The organism is Robertmurraya sp. DFI.2.37 (assembly GCF_029211245.1).
GTDB lineage: Bacteria > Bacillota > Bacilli > Bacillales > Cytobacillaceae > Robertmurraya > Robertmurraya methanolica_A.
This window is the reverse complement of sequence record NZ_JARGEJ010000008.1, coordinates 80,860-98,186: the sequence shown is the minus strand read 5'-3', so window position 1 is coordinate 98,186 and position 17,327 is coordinate 80,860. Positions and strand designations below refer to the sequence as shown.

General features: G+C 40.7%; 11 protein-coding genes. 1 reads left to right on the top strand and 10 read right to left on the bottom strand.

The window, feature by feature from the left end; translation table 11 throughout:
- Positions 1 to 12 precede the first annotated feature (12 nt).
- The 3 genes from PZE06_RS06760 to PZE06_RS06750 all read right to left on the bottom strand — a co-directional run bounded on the left by PZE06_RS06760 (position 13) and on the right by PZE06_RS06750 (position 6,820).
- The gene (locus PZE06_RS06760; protein WP_150914896.1) at positions 13 to 2,631 is read right to left on the bottom strand and encodes a DUF2309 domain-containing protein; all 2,619 of its coding nucleotides are present in this window, start codon (positions 2,629 to 2,631) and stop codon (positions 13 to 15) included.
- Positions 2,631 to 4,163: an NADH dehydrogenase subunit 5 gene (locus PZE06_RS06755; protein ID WP_150914895.1), complete on the bottom strand. Its 1,533-nt coding sequence runs from the start codon at positions 4,161 to 4,163 to the stop codon at positions 2,631 to 2,633. The genes PZE06_RS06760 and PZE06_RS06755 overlap by 1 nt, the downstream gene beginning before the upstream one ends.
- Positions 4,164 to 5,134: 971 nt before the next feature.
- On the bottom strand, positions 5,135 to 6,820 hold the full coding sequence (locus PZE06_RS06750) for a transglutaminase domain-containing protein (protein ID WP_150914894.1): 1,686 nt from the start codon (positions 6,818 to 6,820) through the stop codon (positions 5,135 to 5,137).
- 729 nt (positions 6,821 to 7,549) lie between these two features.
- Between PZE06_RS06750 and PZE06_RS06745 the strand changes: the two genes are divergently transcribed.
- Positions 7,550 to 9,643, top strand: a complete 2,094-nt coding sequence (locus tag PZE06_RS06745; protein WP_150914893.1) for a transglycosylase domain-containing protein — start codon at positions 7,550 to 7,552, stop codon at positions 9,641 to 9,643.
- A 259-nt stretch (positions 9,644 to 9,902) separates the two neighbouring features.
- On the opposite strand, the gene PZE06_RS06740 is transcribed toward PZE06_RS06745, so the two are convergent.
- From PZE06_RS06740 to PZE06_RS06710, 7 genes are all read right to left on the bottom strand, one after another.
- Positions 9,903 to 11,336, bottom strand: coding sequence for a S41 family peptidase (locus PZE06_RS06740; protein WP_150914892.1), 1,434 nt, complete (start codon positions 11,334 to 11,336; stop codon positions 9,903 to 9,905).
- 307 nt (positions 11,337 to 11,643) lie between these two features.
- Positions 11,644 to 12,915, bottom strand: a complete 1,272-nt coding sequence (locus PZE06_RS06735) for a murein hydrolase activator EnvC family protein (RefSeq protein ID WP_150914891.1) — start codon at positions 12,913 to 12,915, stop codon at positions 11,644 to 11,646.
- 86 nt (positions 12,916 to 13,001) lie between these two features.
- The gene (gene ftsX / locus PZE06_RS06730) at positions 13,002 to 13,895 is read right to left on the bottom strand and encodes a permease-like cell division protein FtsX (protein WP_150914890.1); all 894 of its coding nucleotides are present in this window, start codon (positions 13,893 to 13,895) and stop codon (positions 13,002 to 13,004) included.
- Entirely contained in the window at positions 13,885 to 14,571 is a 687-nt protein-coding gene (gene ftsE, locus PZE06_RS06725; protein WP_150914889.1) for a cell division ATP-binding protein FtsE, read from the bottom strand. Before ftsE ends, ftsX begins: the two co-directional genes overlap by 11 nt.
- 752 nt (positions 14,572 to 15,323) lie before the next feature.
- A complete protein-coding gene (locus tag PZE06_RS06720) occupies positions 15,324 to 15,734 on the bottom strand; it encodes a c-type cytochrome (RefSeq protein WP_225310620.1) in 411 nt (136 codons plus the stop codon).
- Between the two features lie 187 nt (positions 15,735 to 15,921).
- Positions 15,922 to 16,254, bottom strand: coding sequence for a cytochrome c551 (gene cccB, locus PZE06_RS06715; protein WP_150914888.1), 333 nt, complete (start codon positions 16,252 to 16,254; stop codon positions 15,922 to 15,924).
- 52 nt (positions 16,255 to 16,306) lie between these two features.
- Positions 16,307 to 17,167, bottom strand: coding sequence for a YitT family protein (locus tag PZE06_RS06710; RefSeq protein WP_150914887.1), 861 nt, complete (start codon positions 17,165 to 17,167; stop codon positions 16,307 to 16,309).
- Between the last annotated feature and the right edge of the window lie 160 nt (positions 17,168 to 17,327).

Here is a 17,327-nt window from a genome sequence, read left to right as displayed (position 1 = left end):
TTCATCATGAGGCTACCAGTTACGCCAATGCCCCTCTTGATCAACACTGGCAAGTCGAACCCATCCGTTCTTTACCTTTTGTCGAAATGCTGAATCGTTATTTAATAATCGTTCAATATATTCACTCGGTGCTTGAATAACGATCAATAATCGTAGCGGTGAATGATAAGCCTCAAAATCTGTTGCCATAACCGATTGCCAAGGGAGGCCAGTCAACAAATCACTCGCATTTCCCTGCATGACCCCAAGACCTGCTGTCACCGTTTGTGTGGCTTTGCTTCCACTGCCATAATAATGAGGTGCGACCGTTGAAGCATAGTATTGCAGATTAATCCATTGAGCCACTGTTCCAGGACCCGCAATAATACTAGCGAGAAGTGCACCATCTGCATCCTCCTGCCAATCATAGTTATGGAGGAATGTCCTTCCTTCCAAGTCACACCCTTCAGTTAGTTCACGCTTTCCTATGATAAAAGCGGCATTGCGTGCTAAGCCCCATTCAGGCCGAATTTCACTCCAATCTTCGGCAAATCGTTGGGCCTCAGCGCTTGGTTTCTTAAGCTTCGATTGAAGTTGGGGCAATTGGGCAAGTCGCGTCGCATTTACCTTATAACTGACGTTAGGCATAATAGCCTCAATGCGCGCAAATGCTTCCTGTGCTGCCTTGGAAAGTTTAGGAACATAAATCCACTCTAAGTCGTCGACCGTCGTTCTATGCTCAGCGGCAACGAAAACAGTATCGTCATGTATGTCTATTCCTTCATAAGAAAGCTTTTCTCTTACTTCAGGAAGATTGCATATAGCAGCAAAGACCCTTGCATTAAAACCACCTGCAGCACCACCACAGGCGCCACAATCAAGGGCTGCCGCATAAGGATTATTGGTACTTTGGCTACTATGTCCACATATGACAACTAATGGTGCGAAATTTTTTGTTAATCCCATCATTTTTAAAGTTTGACGTGCATAGTTCACTTTTTCCTCATCCGAAAATCCAACAGGCAACTCCGCTTCCCTCTCATCAGCATGATGAAGCGAAAGCTCTGTATTCGGTTTACGGAGCCATCTCTCACGCAGATCACGTATGAAGCGTCCTGCCCTCCTAGGGACAAAGCTCCGTGCTACCATTTGCAGGCTAAGCCAAGGTCCACTCAGTTCAGGTAAGAGCAGACTCGCAAGTACATTTTGCTTCATCGTTTTAAACGTATAGCTTAAAGAATGAACTGCCTGCTTTCGGTGTTGATATAATTGGAGCTCATGCTTTTCTGCCAGCTCCTTTATTTTATGCTGAGGCTTCAACATAATCGGCAAGGAAGGATGACTGTGAGTATGTCCCAGCTCACTAGTTGCAATTGGTAAGCCGAAAAAACCAGCAATTCCAATCGTTTCAAACGGACCTTCTTGCTCGAGTTGACGACGAAAAGGTTCTGACCGGACATCAATACAAAACGCCAATTGAGCCAAAGGTGTTTTTTTATTATCGTCCTTAAATTGACCAACTCTCATTTTCTGACTTAATTGCTCCGCATGTGTTAGCTCCCACGCTTCTAACCAAAATTTCCTGCGAAGTTGCTCATCGAATCGGGATGCAAACGATAAATACGCTTGTTGTTGCACAACAGACATCTTTGACCATTCCTCCATTGGAAGCTCTCCCCAATGAAACCATGATGCTAACAGCGAAGCCATGGATATCTTATCTGCAACTCGTTTATTGATCAAAGGCATGTAAGGATGGATCAGGGCCCACTCCATTGAAATTCGGACAGCCAAATACTCTGTTAACAGTTCCTGTTCTGTACTTGATTGTTGTGAGCGCCATAGCATCATTCCAGCCCAACCAGGAAGGGAAAGTAAATGCCCCTCAAGATAAGGTTGGATCTCTGACTCAGAGATTTCTAATGCAAGCAACGCTGCCTTTAGGGCAGATTGTGGCTCCTCTGGCCACCCCTTTAGACTTTGACGCTGTTTTTTACTAAGTGCCGGATCGTATTGAATCAGGCGTTGCCATGCACGATAGAACCCCTTCTCACGATTCGGCATTGTCCAGCCAGCTTGAGAATCATCCAAATACAATTTGCACCACTTGATGACATGATGATCGAGAATGTTAATTAGTTTTTCATGACTTTGATTCTCTATAGATGAGCTCAATGGTTGCATGGTAAATTTTCCACCAGAACCACTATTTAATTCATGCAGATGAGCGACCAACTGCTCAAGCTTAGATGATGATAAAAGTTCAGTTGGTAGTGGCTCCAATTTAAGGGCCGCCTGACAAAATCGTTCTGCCTCATCCCGTGGAATATCAAATGAATTTGAATCAAGCCAATGCTGTAAGGCCCTTTGCACAAATTTCTCATCAATTTCCCCTTTGCGTTTCGCCGCATAAATCATTGAAGCACTAGGATATATATCAACGTCACGGGTTTCTTTTAACCAACTCGCCACCCCAGTAAAGGATTGTTTTTCCAAACCTAGCCACGGGCTGCGTGCTGCAAAGGTTGAAATCGGCCAAAGTGGGGCGATTACCTGACTTGCCGCAGCAATTAACGCGCTCATTTCTTGAAAATCGCTATGTGCATCCTTTGTTTTCAAAGATTCCTTCATTAATACAGATGTCCCACTCATCAATGATTACCTCCTTTTTGTAAATATCGTTCAAGGTAGCTAGGATGACTGTCTACAGATTTAGCCTTTGCCTCCCCCAATTTAACTAACCAAAGATAAAGCACGGCAAAGAAAACAGAAGACTGATGACGGGCAATCCACGCTCCTATAGTACTACCAAACAGTAAAAGGCAGGCGACAATGATCACAACTGCCATCGGAGGTTGAACACTTTGAAAAGCAGTTGTTTGCAATAACTCATAAAAAAGATGATGGATCATAACATACACAAGTGCAGCGCCTCCAAGAAAGAGGAAACCAGCACTACGGCCAATCCTTCCTTCCCCAAAAGCGACAAGCTGTGTCCAAGAAACAGACAATGACCAGCCTATAATTAAAGCGCTAATCAATTGATATCCCTCTCCAGGAGCCATCAGCCAAAAAGCTCCCCCTGCAACGATTCCTAACGCTCGGCCAGCAAGGATCCATAAATAAGAGGCTCTTTCATTAATCCGATTCGATACCTCAAAACGGCGCACTGCTGAACCGGATTGTAAAAATAGCGTTGCTTTAAACAAACCATGTAAAATAAGATGAATAATAGCTGCTATATACGCACCTAAAGCGCATTGAATGAGCATAAATCCCATTTGTCCAATTGTAGATCCTACTAACTGACGCTTATAGTCCACCTGAACTAAACTAATTCCAGAGCCAATTAAAACAGAGATGCTGGCAAGTATAAGCAATGTAACCGAGGCAATATCCCCATTAAAAAGCGGTGAAAATCTAGTCAGCATGATTCCACCTGCATTTACTAAGCCAGCATGCATAATCGCTGAAACAGGTGTCGGTGCTACAACAGACTCAATTAACCACCTGTGGAAAGGCCACTGCGCTGCTGGAATAATCACGGCTAACACAATGAATAAATTAATCGCTGTTCTCTCCCAATCCTCGAGCAAAACTAAGTTTTCATTTGAAAGCGCTGATGGCAACAGCCATTGCCCGCTAGCTTGAAAGAGCCAGACCATGGCCGATACTAAAGCAAGCCAGCTTAGTAGAAATAAGCGACCAGAAACCTTTGCTGCTTCACTTACTACTTTCCATTCATGGTTTAATCTTATAAGAAGAGTCAAACCTGTAAGAGTTGCACCCCAAAATAAAACCATTAAACGAAGATCAGCACTCAGCCAGGCCATGGAAGCAGCACCTGTAGTCAAGGTAAAGAGGGTAAAATATTTACGATAGGCACGATCCCCTAGTAAATAACGGACAGAGAAACGCTGAATGATAAAGCCAATTGCAAGCACAAAAAAAACCATTAACCAAGCTAAGGAATCTGCGTACCATGGCCCCATTTGACCATTCGCACTTGTATTTGCAAGTGCCAACACAGAAATAAAAGGTGGCAAAGCCACGATCCAAATATGAACACGAACATAGCCGATTGGAACCCGTGGATGTAAAAACACTAGTCCACTAAGCCCAGCAACGATCAACATAATGAAAAAAATGTTCAACAATGAAGACATACTAAGCGAAACAAACATTTTCATTTCTCCCTTTTCAACTAACAATTAACATTTATAAACAGAAACGTGGGGTAGCCTCAGAACATTTGGAAAGCAAATGGCTCCTGCGATGAACATTCTAACCATCTTGTGCCCTGGTGCCGATCGTCGTACAAACGATAAAGGGCGATTTAAAGAAACGTGTTTTACATTAGCCACCCTTAGTTAACTTATCGCAGGCTGTAAAAATACAAATACCGATTTTTACGGTACAAGAGGTTTGATGGGCTTTGGGAGCTTGTGCTGGACTCCGACACTCTTATAAAGAGTGTTCCTCACGAAACGAAATCTAAAAACAATAAAAAAACCGACAACTTTAGAACTCAATAATCCTTTTTAGATCATTGAATTCTGAAAATTGTCGGCTTCACTCTAACTAACTTCAATGAAGTTTTTTGAAGTGCTTCCTTTTTTCGTTTTATAAAATAACTTCCATATTTAACAAGCAGTATCATTCTTCTCGATTCATGTTACCCCTCTTTTTTAAATTGGAATTCTTTTTCATTCGAATCAATATGAACTATTAAAAGAATGCTAAAGCGCACAATATGAAAAAAAGCACGAGTAAACATCTACCGATCATTAAGTTAACTATAAAGATAGGGCAAATTTGTAAAATAGTCAACCGGAAAGTATCATAAGATTGAGCTTAAATGCTGAAAAGGGAGACAAGAACGGCCATTATTCAAGCTCACGAAATATTAAGAAAAAAGTTTTTGATAAGCAGTCGCTGCAATATCCTTTTGCACTCAACATTCAATTAATAGATTAGCATTCTCTATCGAATAGCCCACAAATGCTCGTCTTTAATACTTCCCCCCATCACTCCGCTCTTCTCAAGGTGCGGAGCGGTGATGTAACGCTCGTTTGCAATCAACTTATGGATATTGTCTCCACTCCCGACTCATGGTGATTGCATATAGCAGATTAGCAGAATCGCGATAAACCTTTTAATACGATACTCCATTGCGGATATGTGTTTTCTCAAACTCCGTCATATTCGGATCAAAATATTTGTCTGTATAGGCAGCAACAAATCGATCCTTCTCTATATAGCCGGACCCCCATGTCGGATCCATCGTAAGCCAATTTCCGTCAACCTTCACTTCTACCCAAGCATGATTTTGTGGCCAATAGCCGCCTAGCGCTGTCCCTTCAATAAATCTAGCTTCCATATTCGCCGCTCTAAGCAAAGCAATTGCCAAATAGGAATAATCCTGACAGACACCTGTTTTTTCCGCAAGCGTTTTAAGAGCACTATCATCCCATTCGAACTCTTTGTTTTTCATCTTGCCAACATCATAAGAAATGGTCTTAGTAACGTAATCGTATACCGCTTTTGCTTTCTCACGCTCGGTCGTTTTTCCACTAATAATTTCCTCTGCCAGTTTTTTAATTTGCGGGTCGTCCGACTCTATCCCTCTTGAAGGAAGAAGATCGCGTTTATCCTCGCCTGTAGACTCTATCTCAAATTTCGCAAAGCCGAAATAGCGAAAATAATTGCTGTTTTCCTCTTTAATTTCTGGAACACTTACAGTCACCTCATAGGTGCCAGGTCCAAATCGTAAATAAAAGGAGTCGTCAAAAGAGAAGTTCTCAACTGGAATGACATCCAGTGCTGTATCCTCTCCCTTTTTCGTTGTAACATAAATATGGGTCGTATCTTTAGCAAATTCAGCGTTTTCATCTATTGAGCCTTTTATTTGATATTGTCCTTCCGTCACCTTTCCTCCGAAAGTCGGATACTCTAACGTAACGCCTCGCTCAATATAAGTATTGGAATACTCGATTGGCTTCATCACTTGCTCGGACTCATTATTTACTAAGATTTTCGTCCCAACCTGATAATAATCCTCCATTTCTTTGTCAGGAACAAGCACTTCTACCTCATGAAGTCCTTTTCCGAAAAATAGAGGAATTTCAAATTCAAATTCTCGATCCTTCACAGGGATAACATGCTTCCATTGTTCAGAATCCTTCCTGATGACAAGCATCATTTTTTCCCCATCTGCTAATTCCGTGACCTCGCCTTTTAAGAGGAAAGTTTCATTCTCCTCGACATAACTAGTGTCCATATCGATGGTCAGTCCTGCACCATATCCAAAAGGAGTATAGGTCAAATCTCTCATCATCTTTGGATTAACGTTAATCACTTCAAAGCTGGCAGTATCGTAATAAGAATCCTCATGTTCCGTACTCGGAAGTAGAACCGTGACCCGATAATCGCCCTCTCCATTAAAAAAATGAAGCGTCTCCTTAAAAGCTCCGTCCTTAATCGGTACATAATATTCATGTTCAATTCCAGCCGGACCTTCTTCATTTGAGCGAACTTTAATCCATACATAGTCTGACTTTAACTCATTGTATTGTTCAATTTTCCCCTCAATCTTCACTTTTCCATTGGCAGCAAACTTTTGATACTTAGGATTGCTAAGCGAAGCGCCAATTTCCTCACTATATGAGGTCAATTCAAGAGGAATCAATTCCAATTCACCATTTCTTTGCTCTACTAGCTGTTCGTATTCATCCTTCTCTTCTTTTAGTTTAGAATCACTTGTTTCTGTATTCGCACATGCTGTCATCAAAGCGAAACTAAGCAAACAAAAAAAAACAAATCGTAATCGCATCCGTTTCATATTCTCCTCCTTAATCCATCCGTTGTGCTTTCCTTTTTCTAGTCTATAAGTTTTACGAACTTACAAATCGATAGTTTCTAAGACTTATGAACCCTTTTCTCCCTGTGAAGAAGGAACTATTATCATCGCGAAGGAAACGTGAGCTTTGACCTCCAAAACAGGACTTGGAGGATCTCCCTTCTTTTACAAATTTAACCTAATGATAATCTATTACTATCATGCATTCACAAATTCGTCAAATTCTTTTAAAATCAGACCATATAAAAAAGGGGCATAGAAAGCCGGCGATGAATGAGATTTCATCATAGTTAACCACTTATGAAAAACGCTTAATATAAACGATGCCATTAGCTTCTTTACAAAATCGCTTATAATTTCGATGTATACATCGTTTTACACGAAATCAGCTAAACATCATTTAATCAACCATTCTCTTTAACAAAGCAAAGCCTACAAAATAAAAATTTTTGCATCCAATTGCGTTTATTTTTCGTCTATACCATTATAAGCACTTTTTTAAAGCTTATTTTGTTGATGAATTGAACAAGGCGCTCGTCCATAACAAGTTACAATCCGTTTCTCGAGAGAGCAGTAATGGATCAGTATTTAAGAATCGCGCACCAGTCACGACAGTGATATATAATGAAAGAGATGACAGATACCCCGTCTATTTTTAATATGACTTCATAAGAATAAGAATGCAGATCTTTATAGAATGAGGAGATTTCAATGGAAAGATTAAAACCCATATGGGAGAAAATAGTACGATTTTGGAAGAGGATGCACTTTACGCAAATTATCCTCTTACTAGGTTTATCCTTCATTTTATTTACAATCATTTATTTTGCCGTCTTGGCAAGCCAGGCGAATGTGGAATCATTAAAGGCTGGCTTAAGCCAATCAACAGTCATTTACGATAAAGATGAAGAAGTAGCATCAGAAATCACAACCAATCGAACATCTGGGGTCGAGGTAGACGAAATTCCTGAACATGTTCGCAACGCAGTTGTCGCCATTGAGGATCATCGTTTTTACGAACATAATGGCTTCGATGTAAAAGGGATTGTGCGCGTATTTTTCAAAAACCTTTTAGCTGGGAGAATTACTGGTGGCGGCAGTACAATTACGCAGCAGCTTGCCAAAAACGCGCTGCTATCACCTGAAAAAACGTATCGACGCAAAATAGAAGAGTTATTTTTAGCTGTTGAGCTTGAAAAAACATATAAAAAAGACGAAATCCTTCAAATGTATTTAAACCAAAGTTATTTTGGCAGCGGTGCATGGGGAATTGGTCAGGCCTCTAAAAAATACTTTAATAAGGATATTCAAAATGTATCAATAAGTGAAGCTGCCCTTTTAGCGGGACTCCTTCAATCGCCATCTGCAAGAGATCCGTACAAGCATTTAGATCGGGCGATAGAAAGGCGCAATGTTGTCCTTTCCCGCATGCTGGAAAACAAATTGATTTCTGAAGCAGAATATGAAGCAGCTAAAAAAGAAGAGGTTCATTTAGAAGATGGTGGTGGCAGTTTTATTAAACGGGATTACCCATTTTATGTCGATGCGGTCTTGGATGAAGCAATCGGAAAATATGGGTTAACGCAAGAAGAAATTTTAACAAGAGGCTACCAAATCTATACCAATATGGATCAAAATATACAAACTGCTCTTGAAAAGGTATATGCGAAGGACTCCGTTTTTCCAAGAGGAAGAGGCGGTGAAATCGTTCAAAGCGGTGCGGTCATGCTCGACCCTCATAGCGGCGGTGTACTTGGACTTGTCGGTGGTCGTGGAGAATATGTATTCCGCGGGTTCAACCGAGCCACGCATCTGCAAGCCCAGCCCGGTTCTACTCTGAAACCATTAGCGGTCTATACACCTGCCATTGAAGAAGGCTATCTCGTGACATCTATTTTGCAGGACGAGCAGAAAACATACGGCAAGTATGCTCCTACTAACCCAAATGGCGTATACAAAGGGGACGTCCCAATGTATGAGGCAGTTGAGGATTCGCTCAATGCCTCGACGGTATGGCTATTAAACGAAATTGGCTTAGAAAAAGGGCTTGACTCCTTAAAACGATTCGGAATTCCTTTAACTGATGAGGATAAATATTTAGGAATAGCTCTCGGAGGAATGCATAAAGGAATTTCTCCTTTAAGGCTGGCAGAAGCCTACTCGACTTTTGCCAATGAAGGAAAGCGCCCTGATGGACATCTAATTACAAAAATCGTCGGCCCGACTGGAAACGTGATCGCCGAACATAAAGGCAAGTCTACACGCGTAACTTCAAAATCTGTTGTTCGTGAAATGAACTCAATGTTATTGAATGTCGTAGAATCTGGTACAGGTACCGCTGCCAAAATTTCCGGCGTTGAAATTGCCGGTAAGACCGGTTCCACTCAGCTTCCGTACGAAGACATCAATGGCTCAAAAGATCAATGGTTTGTTGGCTATACCCCAAATATTGTTGGTGCTGTTTGGCTCGGTTATGACAAAACAGATCGGGAGCATTACTTATCAAATAGCAGCTCTGAAAATGTTGTTCCGATCTTTCGCGCAATTATGGAACAATCTTTGCCCTATTTTGAACCGGGCGAGTTCGATGTCGTTTCCGTTAACTCAAGGCTTGCAGGTGTTAATAAAAAGGAAGAAAGCGCAAGCAAAGAGAGCAAGGAAATCACCAAAACACTAAAAGAAAAAACAGATGAGCTAAAGGAAGTCATTAAAGAAGAAAGCCCTAAATGGAAACGCGCCGTTGAAGAATTCAAAGAAGACGCGATTTGGCTCTATGACTATGTAAAAGAGAAAATCGGCAAGTAGCGTGGCTGCTACTTGCCGATTTTTTTGAAAGATTTCCTCTATTGTCGAAAAAGGATTTCTTGGAGTCTTCCTGAAGGAGAATGCAGAGCAAGTTCCTTCCCCCTATGCCCCTTTATTTGTAAGCATGAAAATAATGCCACATTTAGCCGTTATTGCTTACTCAATATGAAGCCCTATAGAAGGGTTTGATAATCAGTACCTATTAACCACAAAAATATTCACAGCTCCTGCAGCTACCTATTTCGGTCATTCGCTGTCATTATCTCACAATATAGCGCAATGCGGTTTGCAATTGCAGGTCATTTTGCTCTTTTTTCATTTCCTCCACAATGGCCGCCTCTAAAGCCGAAGCTGTTTGTTTATCAATTCTTCCACTAGCAGAGAGCTTCTTTTGATTCTGGAACGCCATGACTGCTTTTTCAGTAGCTTCATCAAAATATCCGTCTTCGCGTCCTGGTGCAAAACCGAGGCCGTTTAACATTTGCTGCGCAGTTTGCACTTGTTCATTGTTCATATCTTTTATTAAAGCAGTATCAATTTGCAATGGATGGGTGTGATAAATCTCCGGCTGACTCACTTTTATATCAGGCTCAATTCCTTTTTGATGAATCCAGTTTCCTTCTGGTGTCAGCCATTTAAATATCGTCAGTTTAATATTACTGCCATCCCCCATCGGAACAGGCTGTTGAACCGTACCTTTGCCAAAAGTATTCTCCCCGATAAGCTTATAGCCATTTGCTTCCTGCAAAGCACCGGCCAATATTTCAGAAGCAGAGGCACTACCTTGATCGATCAACACCGCAACCGGATACGGCTTTTCCTTTTCTAAACTGGAAAAATAACGGAGCTTTTCTCCATTGCGTTGCTGAATTTGAACATACGGTTTCTCCTTGGTCACGAACTCTTTCAGAATTTCCTCGACACTTGTTAACAAACCACCAGGATTTCCACGAACGTCAATAACCAGCCCCGCGATCCCCTTCTTTTCCATCTCCGTTAGTTGCTGTTTAAATTCCTTGGCAGTTTCTTCAGAGAAGGACGTAATTTCAATGTAGCCGACGTTCTTAGAGCCTTGTTTTTTCACATCTCCGTAAACAGTAATCTGCGGAATCTCGTCCCTCTTTACTTCGACCACTAAAGGCTCCCGCAACCCTTGCCTTTCAATTTCTAACCTTACAGTGGAGCCTTTTTCTCCACGGATCTTCAAAGTAGCTTCATACAGATCAAGTCCATCAATGCTTTCTCCATCGACGGATAGAATGCGGTCATTGGGCTTCAATCCTGCCTTTTCTGCTGGTGAATCTTTAAATGGAGCCACAATGATTACCTTTCCGTCAACCATGCTTACTTCAGCACCGATTCCTTCAAAAGACGACTCTAGCGTTTCATTGAATTGCTTCACCATCTCCTTATCCATATAGACGGAATAAGGATCGTCAAGTGTGCCAAGCATCCCCTGAATAGCCCCTTCTACCAGTTCTTCTTCTTCCACTTCCTCCACATAACTGCTCAAAATTAACTCATAGGCTTTTCCGACTTTATCTAAGCTTGCTAAATCTACTTCCACATGATTTTCGCTCTCATCTTGCGATTGTGTTTCCTCCCCATTTGTCCACTCAAGCACGGCATATGTACCAGCAGCACCTAGTCCTAAGGAACAAGCGATAATAAGAGCAGTCCATATATGTTTCATTGTCTACCTCCTGTCCATTGGTAAGCCCCTATAGAAGGCAACGTTCGCAACAATCTATGCGAGAGTTAGCCTTTTGATAAGTTTGTCTCTTCACTATATGACGGAAGCGGACAAGTTATGAATTCAAGCCTCTATTTTTGCATGGCTTTTGTTATAGATTAGTGCTGATTTTTCCTCCTATCGTTTTATCGACTCAGAGGAGTTTGCAGTATAATTGAAAGGCACAAGAAATGCACCAAAATTTATTTTAACAGACATATGGTTTAAACATAAAGAAAAGCAGGAGAAATGAAGTTTCTCCTGCTTTTTATAATGGAACAATTCCAACTGGATTGATAGCATTTGTTTTTGATAGATTCCATTCGCCCCTATGCAGTTCAAAATGTAAGTGCTGACCATACGAACGACCGGTATTACCCATCAGACCGATTTGCTGACCTTTCGAAACAACTTGGCCTTCACTCACTTCACGATTTCTCATATGCGCATAGACAGTCGTATAAATTTGCCCATTAATAGAATGAGAGATGAAGACAGCATTTCCATAACTAGTAGAATAATAGGAACGGATGACAACGCCATCGGCAGCCGCATAAATCGGAACAATGCCGCTCGCTGCAATATCCACCCCTTTATGATCTCCTAGAGAACGATTCCCGAAGCCTGAAGATAAATATCCCGCTGCAGCAGGTCTTGTCCAAACCCCACTCGAAATCGGAGGTGCTGTAACGGCCGTTCCTCCACCTGATGAAGCCCGTTTCGCCGCTTCCTCTGCCTTGCGTTTTTCCTCAGCTACTCGCTTTTTCTCAAGTTCAATTGCTTTTTGCATCGCTTTTTTCTGGGCAGCAAGAATCGCTTTTTCTTCTTCTAACTCTATCATTTCATCATGCATATGCTCCTCTTCTTGTTTTAAAGAGGCCATTACCTTCTCTTTCTCAGCCTTCTGAGCAGCAAGAGATTTTTTCATCTCTTCCAAATCCTGCTTCAGCTTTTGCAGCTTAGAGAGGGTGTCCTGTACTTCTTTTTGCTTTCTTTCGAGCTCCGCTTTATCCGCATTATGTTCCTTGAGAATATTTTGATCCGCTTCTACAAAGGCGGCAACAGCCCCAAGACGATCAATAAAATCGCTAAATGTCTTTGCTCCAAGCAGAACATCAAAATAAGTGACTCTACCATTCTCCTGAATGGTCCGTGCTCGATCCTTCAATAGCTCATTTCGATTGGCAATGCGGGTTTCCAATACTTTAATCTCTTCTTCTAGTGTTTCAATATTCGCTTCTGCCTCTTCAATTTGAAGCTCTTTTTCCTTTATTTTTGTTTCCGTATCTCCAACGGCTTGATCAATTCGCTTGATCTCTTTGTCAACATTAACTTGTTCATTTTTGACCTCATTAAGCTTCTCGCCTTGTTCGTTGAGCTTTGAATTAATTTCTGATTGTTTTTCGTGAATGTTTTTTTGCTGCTCATTCAGCTGATCAATTTTCGAATTTGCTGACGCTATGTTTATCGGATTGCTTGTTGCCAAAATCCCCAACCCTAGGGTGGAAGCAACTGAAATGGTTAAAAGCTTTTTCTTCAATTCAGATTTCTCCTCCCTCATTATGTAAAATCATTAGGATCTCCAGAACGGATCTTGGAGACCCTATTTTTGCAAATGAATCGTCATTAAACTTTCAAGAACTTTCTTACGGACATAACACTTCCCCAAATCCCGATGAGTGCACCTAATAACACTAGTAAACCGCCTACTTGGAACATAAACGGATTAAATTCCAGCAGTTGGATAAAATGTCCTTGAAGCTTAGATGAAATATACTCATAGGAATAGCGATAGATCATGCTAATGAAGGAAATCGGGATGACTGAACCTAAAATCCCTAACATGAGCCCCTCCATAAAGAAAGGCCAGCGAATAAATGAATTGGTCGCACCTACCAGCTTCATAATCTCAATTTCTTTTCGTCTCGCAACAATCGTAATTTTAATTGTATTTGAGATTAAGAACATCGCTGTAAATAATAGACCAACAATTAAAACTAAACCAACGTTTCTACTTGTTTTAATAAAGGAAAATAGTTTCTCGACGTCATCTTGTCCATATCGTACTTTAAAGGCAAAATCGAGTTTCTCTATTTTTTTTGCAACACTCTCTAAATGCTCAGGCTGTTTTGTTTTGACGATAAACACATCGTATAAGGGATTATCCTGCTCAAAAAGCTTAAAAGCTTCCCCTTCCTCACCAAGGCTAGAAATCAAGTTATTAAGTTCATCTTCTTTCGGTGAATAAACGACAGAATCCACCTCAGAGATTTTTTCAATATTGTTTTTTAAAGCGTCCTGATCTTCCTTCGTTGCAGCAATATCAATGTGAACCCGAATGCTAACATCCTCTTCAATATCGGTTGCTACTTTATTTAAGTTCATCATGATGACGAAGAATACACCTACAAGCAATAACGTCACTGTCACAGCACTTACGGATGCAAATGTCATCCAGCCGTTACGCGCAAGATTCCTTAAGCTCTCCTTCATATGTCGGCGAAGTGTCCTAGCTTTCATATCCGTAATCACCTCGCTGCTCATCACGGATTATCTGTCCATTTTCAATGGCAATTACGCGATGTCTGATTGTATTTACAATTTCTTTATTATGAGTGGCCATCAAAATCGTAGTTCCTCTAGTATTAATCTCTTCAAAAATTTTCATAATCTCCCATGAAGTATCCGGATCGAGGTTACCAGTTGGTTCATCAGCGATCACAACCTTCGGAGAATTAACGATTGAACGGGCAATCGAGACCCGTTGTTGTTCTCCTCCAGAAAGTTCTGTCGGAAGCATTCTTGCTTTATGCTTTAAATTAACAAGCTCCAAAGTTTCCATTACACGCTTTTTAATATATTTAGGCTGCTCTTCGATTACGTCCAAAGCAAAGGCAACATTTTCATAAACAGTTAATTTCGGCAACAATTTAAAATCTTGGAAAACAACGCCTAATTGGCGGCGAAAATGAGGGATTTTACTTTCCTTCAGCTTCCCTAAATTCACACCGTTAATCATGATCGTCCCTTTGCTAGGCTTTTCCTCTCGATACATCATTTTGATAAAAGTAGATTTACCAGCTCCACTTGGACCTACTACATATACAAATTCCCCTTGATTGATACGAACGCTGATTCCACTAACAGCGACGACACCATTCGGGTACTTTTTATACACATCTTCCATTTCAATCATCTATATCACCCTTCAGGTACTTTCTATAATATTTATAAACATTCACATTATTTTTGTTCTTTTTTGTAGCCAAACCCATTATAACATCATATTTTGTCGATAACCCTTTAAAAAATATTACATTTTCTTTTCAAAGTGGGAAAAATCCTATTTTTTTACAAAAAAGAAGGATTTTTGCACTAAAATTTCCAGTTGGACACCGTCTATTTTACCTAGTTTCGGTGAATTTTAATGGGAAAATTGGCGAATATTGGATGTGGCAAAGAGAGGGTTCCTCGAAAAATGGAGGATTCTCACTCATTTTATTACGAAGAGATGATTAAATTATGCTTGATTTTATTAAAGATGCAAGCTCCTTGCTCATCGCCTAATGGCCTGTTTTTTCGATAGTTACGATGACTTATCGGATCAGACGACAGGCGCTGGAGTTCGATGTACAATGGCGAAAGCACCTTTTTCTGCCTTACAAATTTTCGCGAGCTTCGACCGAGATAAAGGAAAAGGTTACTGATTTTTTACTGGATCGGAAGTTTGTTAGGGTTAGATGTAGAAAAAAGTGAGGGGCCTTTAAACAATGGCTTGGTGCTTCGATGATCATTCTTAGAAGCTTTCCATAGTGTTCATCATCATGTAGGCTTGCCATTGCTTGATGTGATCTACCGTTTTGTAAACGATCAAAAAAGCAAGCAAAGAAAAAAAGATTCCCTTTTCTTTGCTTGCTCAAGTCTATCGATATCTTTCAGTGCCTAACTTTATTTCATATCTGCCAGCCATTCAGCGACCGCTGAAGCTTCTTCACCTTTCAACTGGCCTCCTGGCATGATTCCAATTCCATCAAGAATAATTTGCTCAATTTCCTCTTTTGACATGTTTGCACCGATTTGAGTTAGCTCAGGACCTACGCCACCAGTTAAATCTCCACCATGACAAGTCGAACATTTTTGAGCGTAAGATTTTTCATAGTCAACACTGACAACTTCTTCTTCATCGCCTGCTTGCTCATTAGAATCATCATTTGTATTTGTTTCCGCATTGTTGTTAGTTTCAGTCGTTGTGTCTGTATTGTTACCTCCATCATTTTTTTCACTCTGTAAAGTGAAAAACACCAAAGCGATCAATACGATAATAAGTGCTGCTAATACTGCTAGATGCTGTTTCTTCAATGACAACTCCCCCTAAATTCTGTGAAAATAACATGATTTCCTCTCTATATTATAAAAAAGCCACTTATGCTTTAGGACGTAAATTTGTAGCAATTTAGTGAACTTATTCTTTTCTTATAATTGTTATAATCTGCATCTTTCTATAAAAAAACGTTCTGTCTATTAAGAGGCAGAACGTTTTTTACAATTATTTTTTTGCTGCAAGCCAATCGGCTAGTGCATCTGCTTCTTCATCAGAAACATTCTGAGCGGCCATTGAGCCTCTTCCATTGACAATAACATCCTTGATTTCGTCAGCTGATAAATGTCCTCCAGCTGCTGTTAGGTCTGGACCAACTCCACCAGTCAAATCCCCACCATGACAAGCAACACAGCCTTTTTCATTATAAATCTGCTCTGCATCCACACTTGCAGTTTCTTCATTACCACCTGTATTGTCCTTAGCTTCATCATCTCCGCCGCCACAAGCAGCCAATACTAATGAAGTACCCATCAATAGTGCAAGAAGTTTCTTCTTCAATTGCAACGCCCCCTCAGGTAAATAATACATATACGGCATAATTATACCAATTCTAAACTCGTTTGAAACCCTCTCCAAGCACCTCTGCTGCGTCCATTACAACGACAAATGCTGTCGGATCAATGCTTTTCACCAATTGTTTCAATTTTGTGAACTCCGTTTGATCGACGACACACATTAGGATCGGCCTTTCTTGATCCGTATAACCACCGTATGCTGATAGTTTTGTCACACCTCTATCAATTTTATTCAAAATTCCTTCACGAACTTCTTGCTGCTGATTGGTAATGACCATAACCATTTTCGACCTACCCCAGCCAATCTGCACTAAATCAATGGTTTTACTCGTAACGTAAAGACCGATCAAAGCATACAAACCTCTTTCAATGTCAAAGACCGTCGCTGCTGTTAAGACAATCAGTCCATCAATCATGGCCACACATGTGCCAAGAGAAAGACCCGTAAATTTATGAATGATCTGCGCCGCTAAATCGGTTCCCCCTGTCGAGCCTTTACCACGAAAAACAATGCCAAGTCCGAGCCCGACACCAATTCCGCCAAATAAGGAAGCCAGCAAGGGATCGTTCGTCCAAGGCTCTAAATCTTTCGATAAAAAGACGATAAACGGCAGAAAGATCGTACCGATCAACGTCTTTAAACCATACTGCTTTCCTAAAAAAACGACTCCGGCTATAAATAAAGGAATATTAAATGCCCACTGTACATACGCAGGTTCCCAGTTAAAGACCGCATCCGTTATTGTACTAATTCCGCTTACTCCACCAGATGCTACTCGATTGGGAAGCAAAAATAAATTAAAAGAAAGGGCGATTGCCGCAGAACCGATTAAAATATATATGTATTCAAGTGCTTTCTCCCATTTCGGATTGTTTGCATTTGTTCTTTTACGCATTTTTACAATTTCTCCTTTTGCTTAGGATATCTCAGATGTGAATGGATCATGCTGTCAGTGAGTATATCATGAGGGGAAATTGCTGTAAACGCTATTGTAGTAACGTTTTAATGGGATAAAACTTGTTGATCGAACACTGCTTTTTGATTTAGACAAGAAA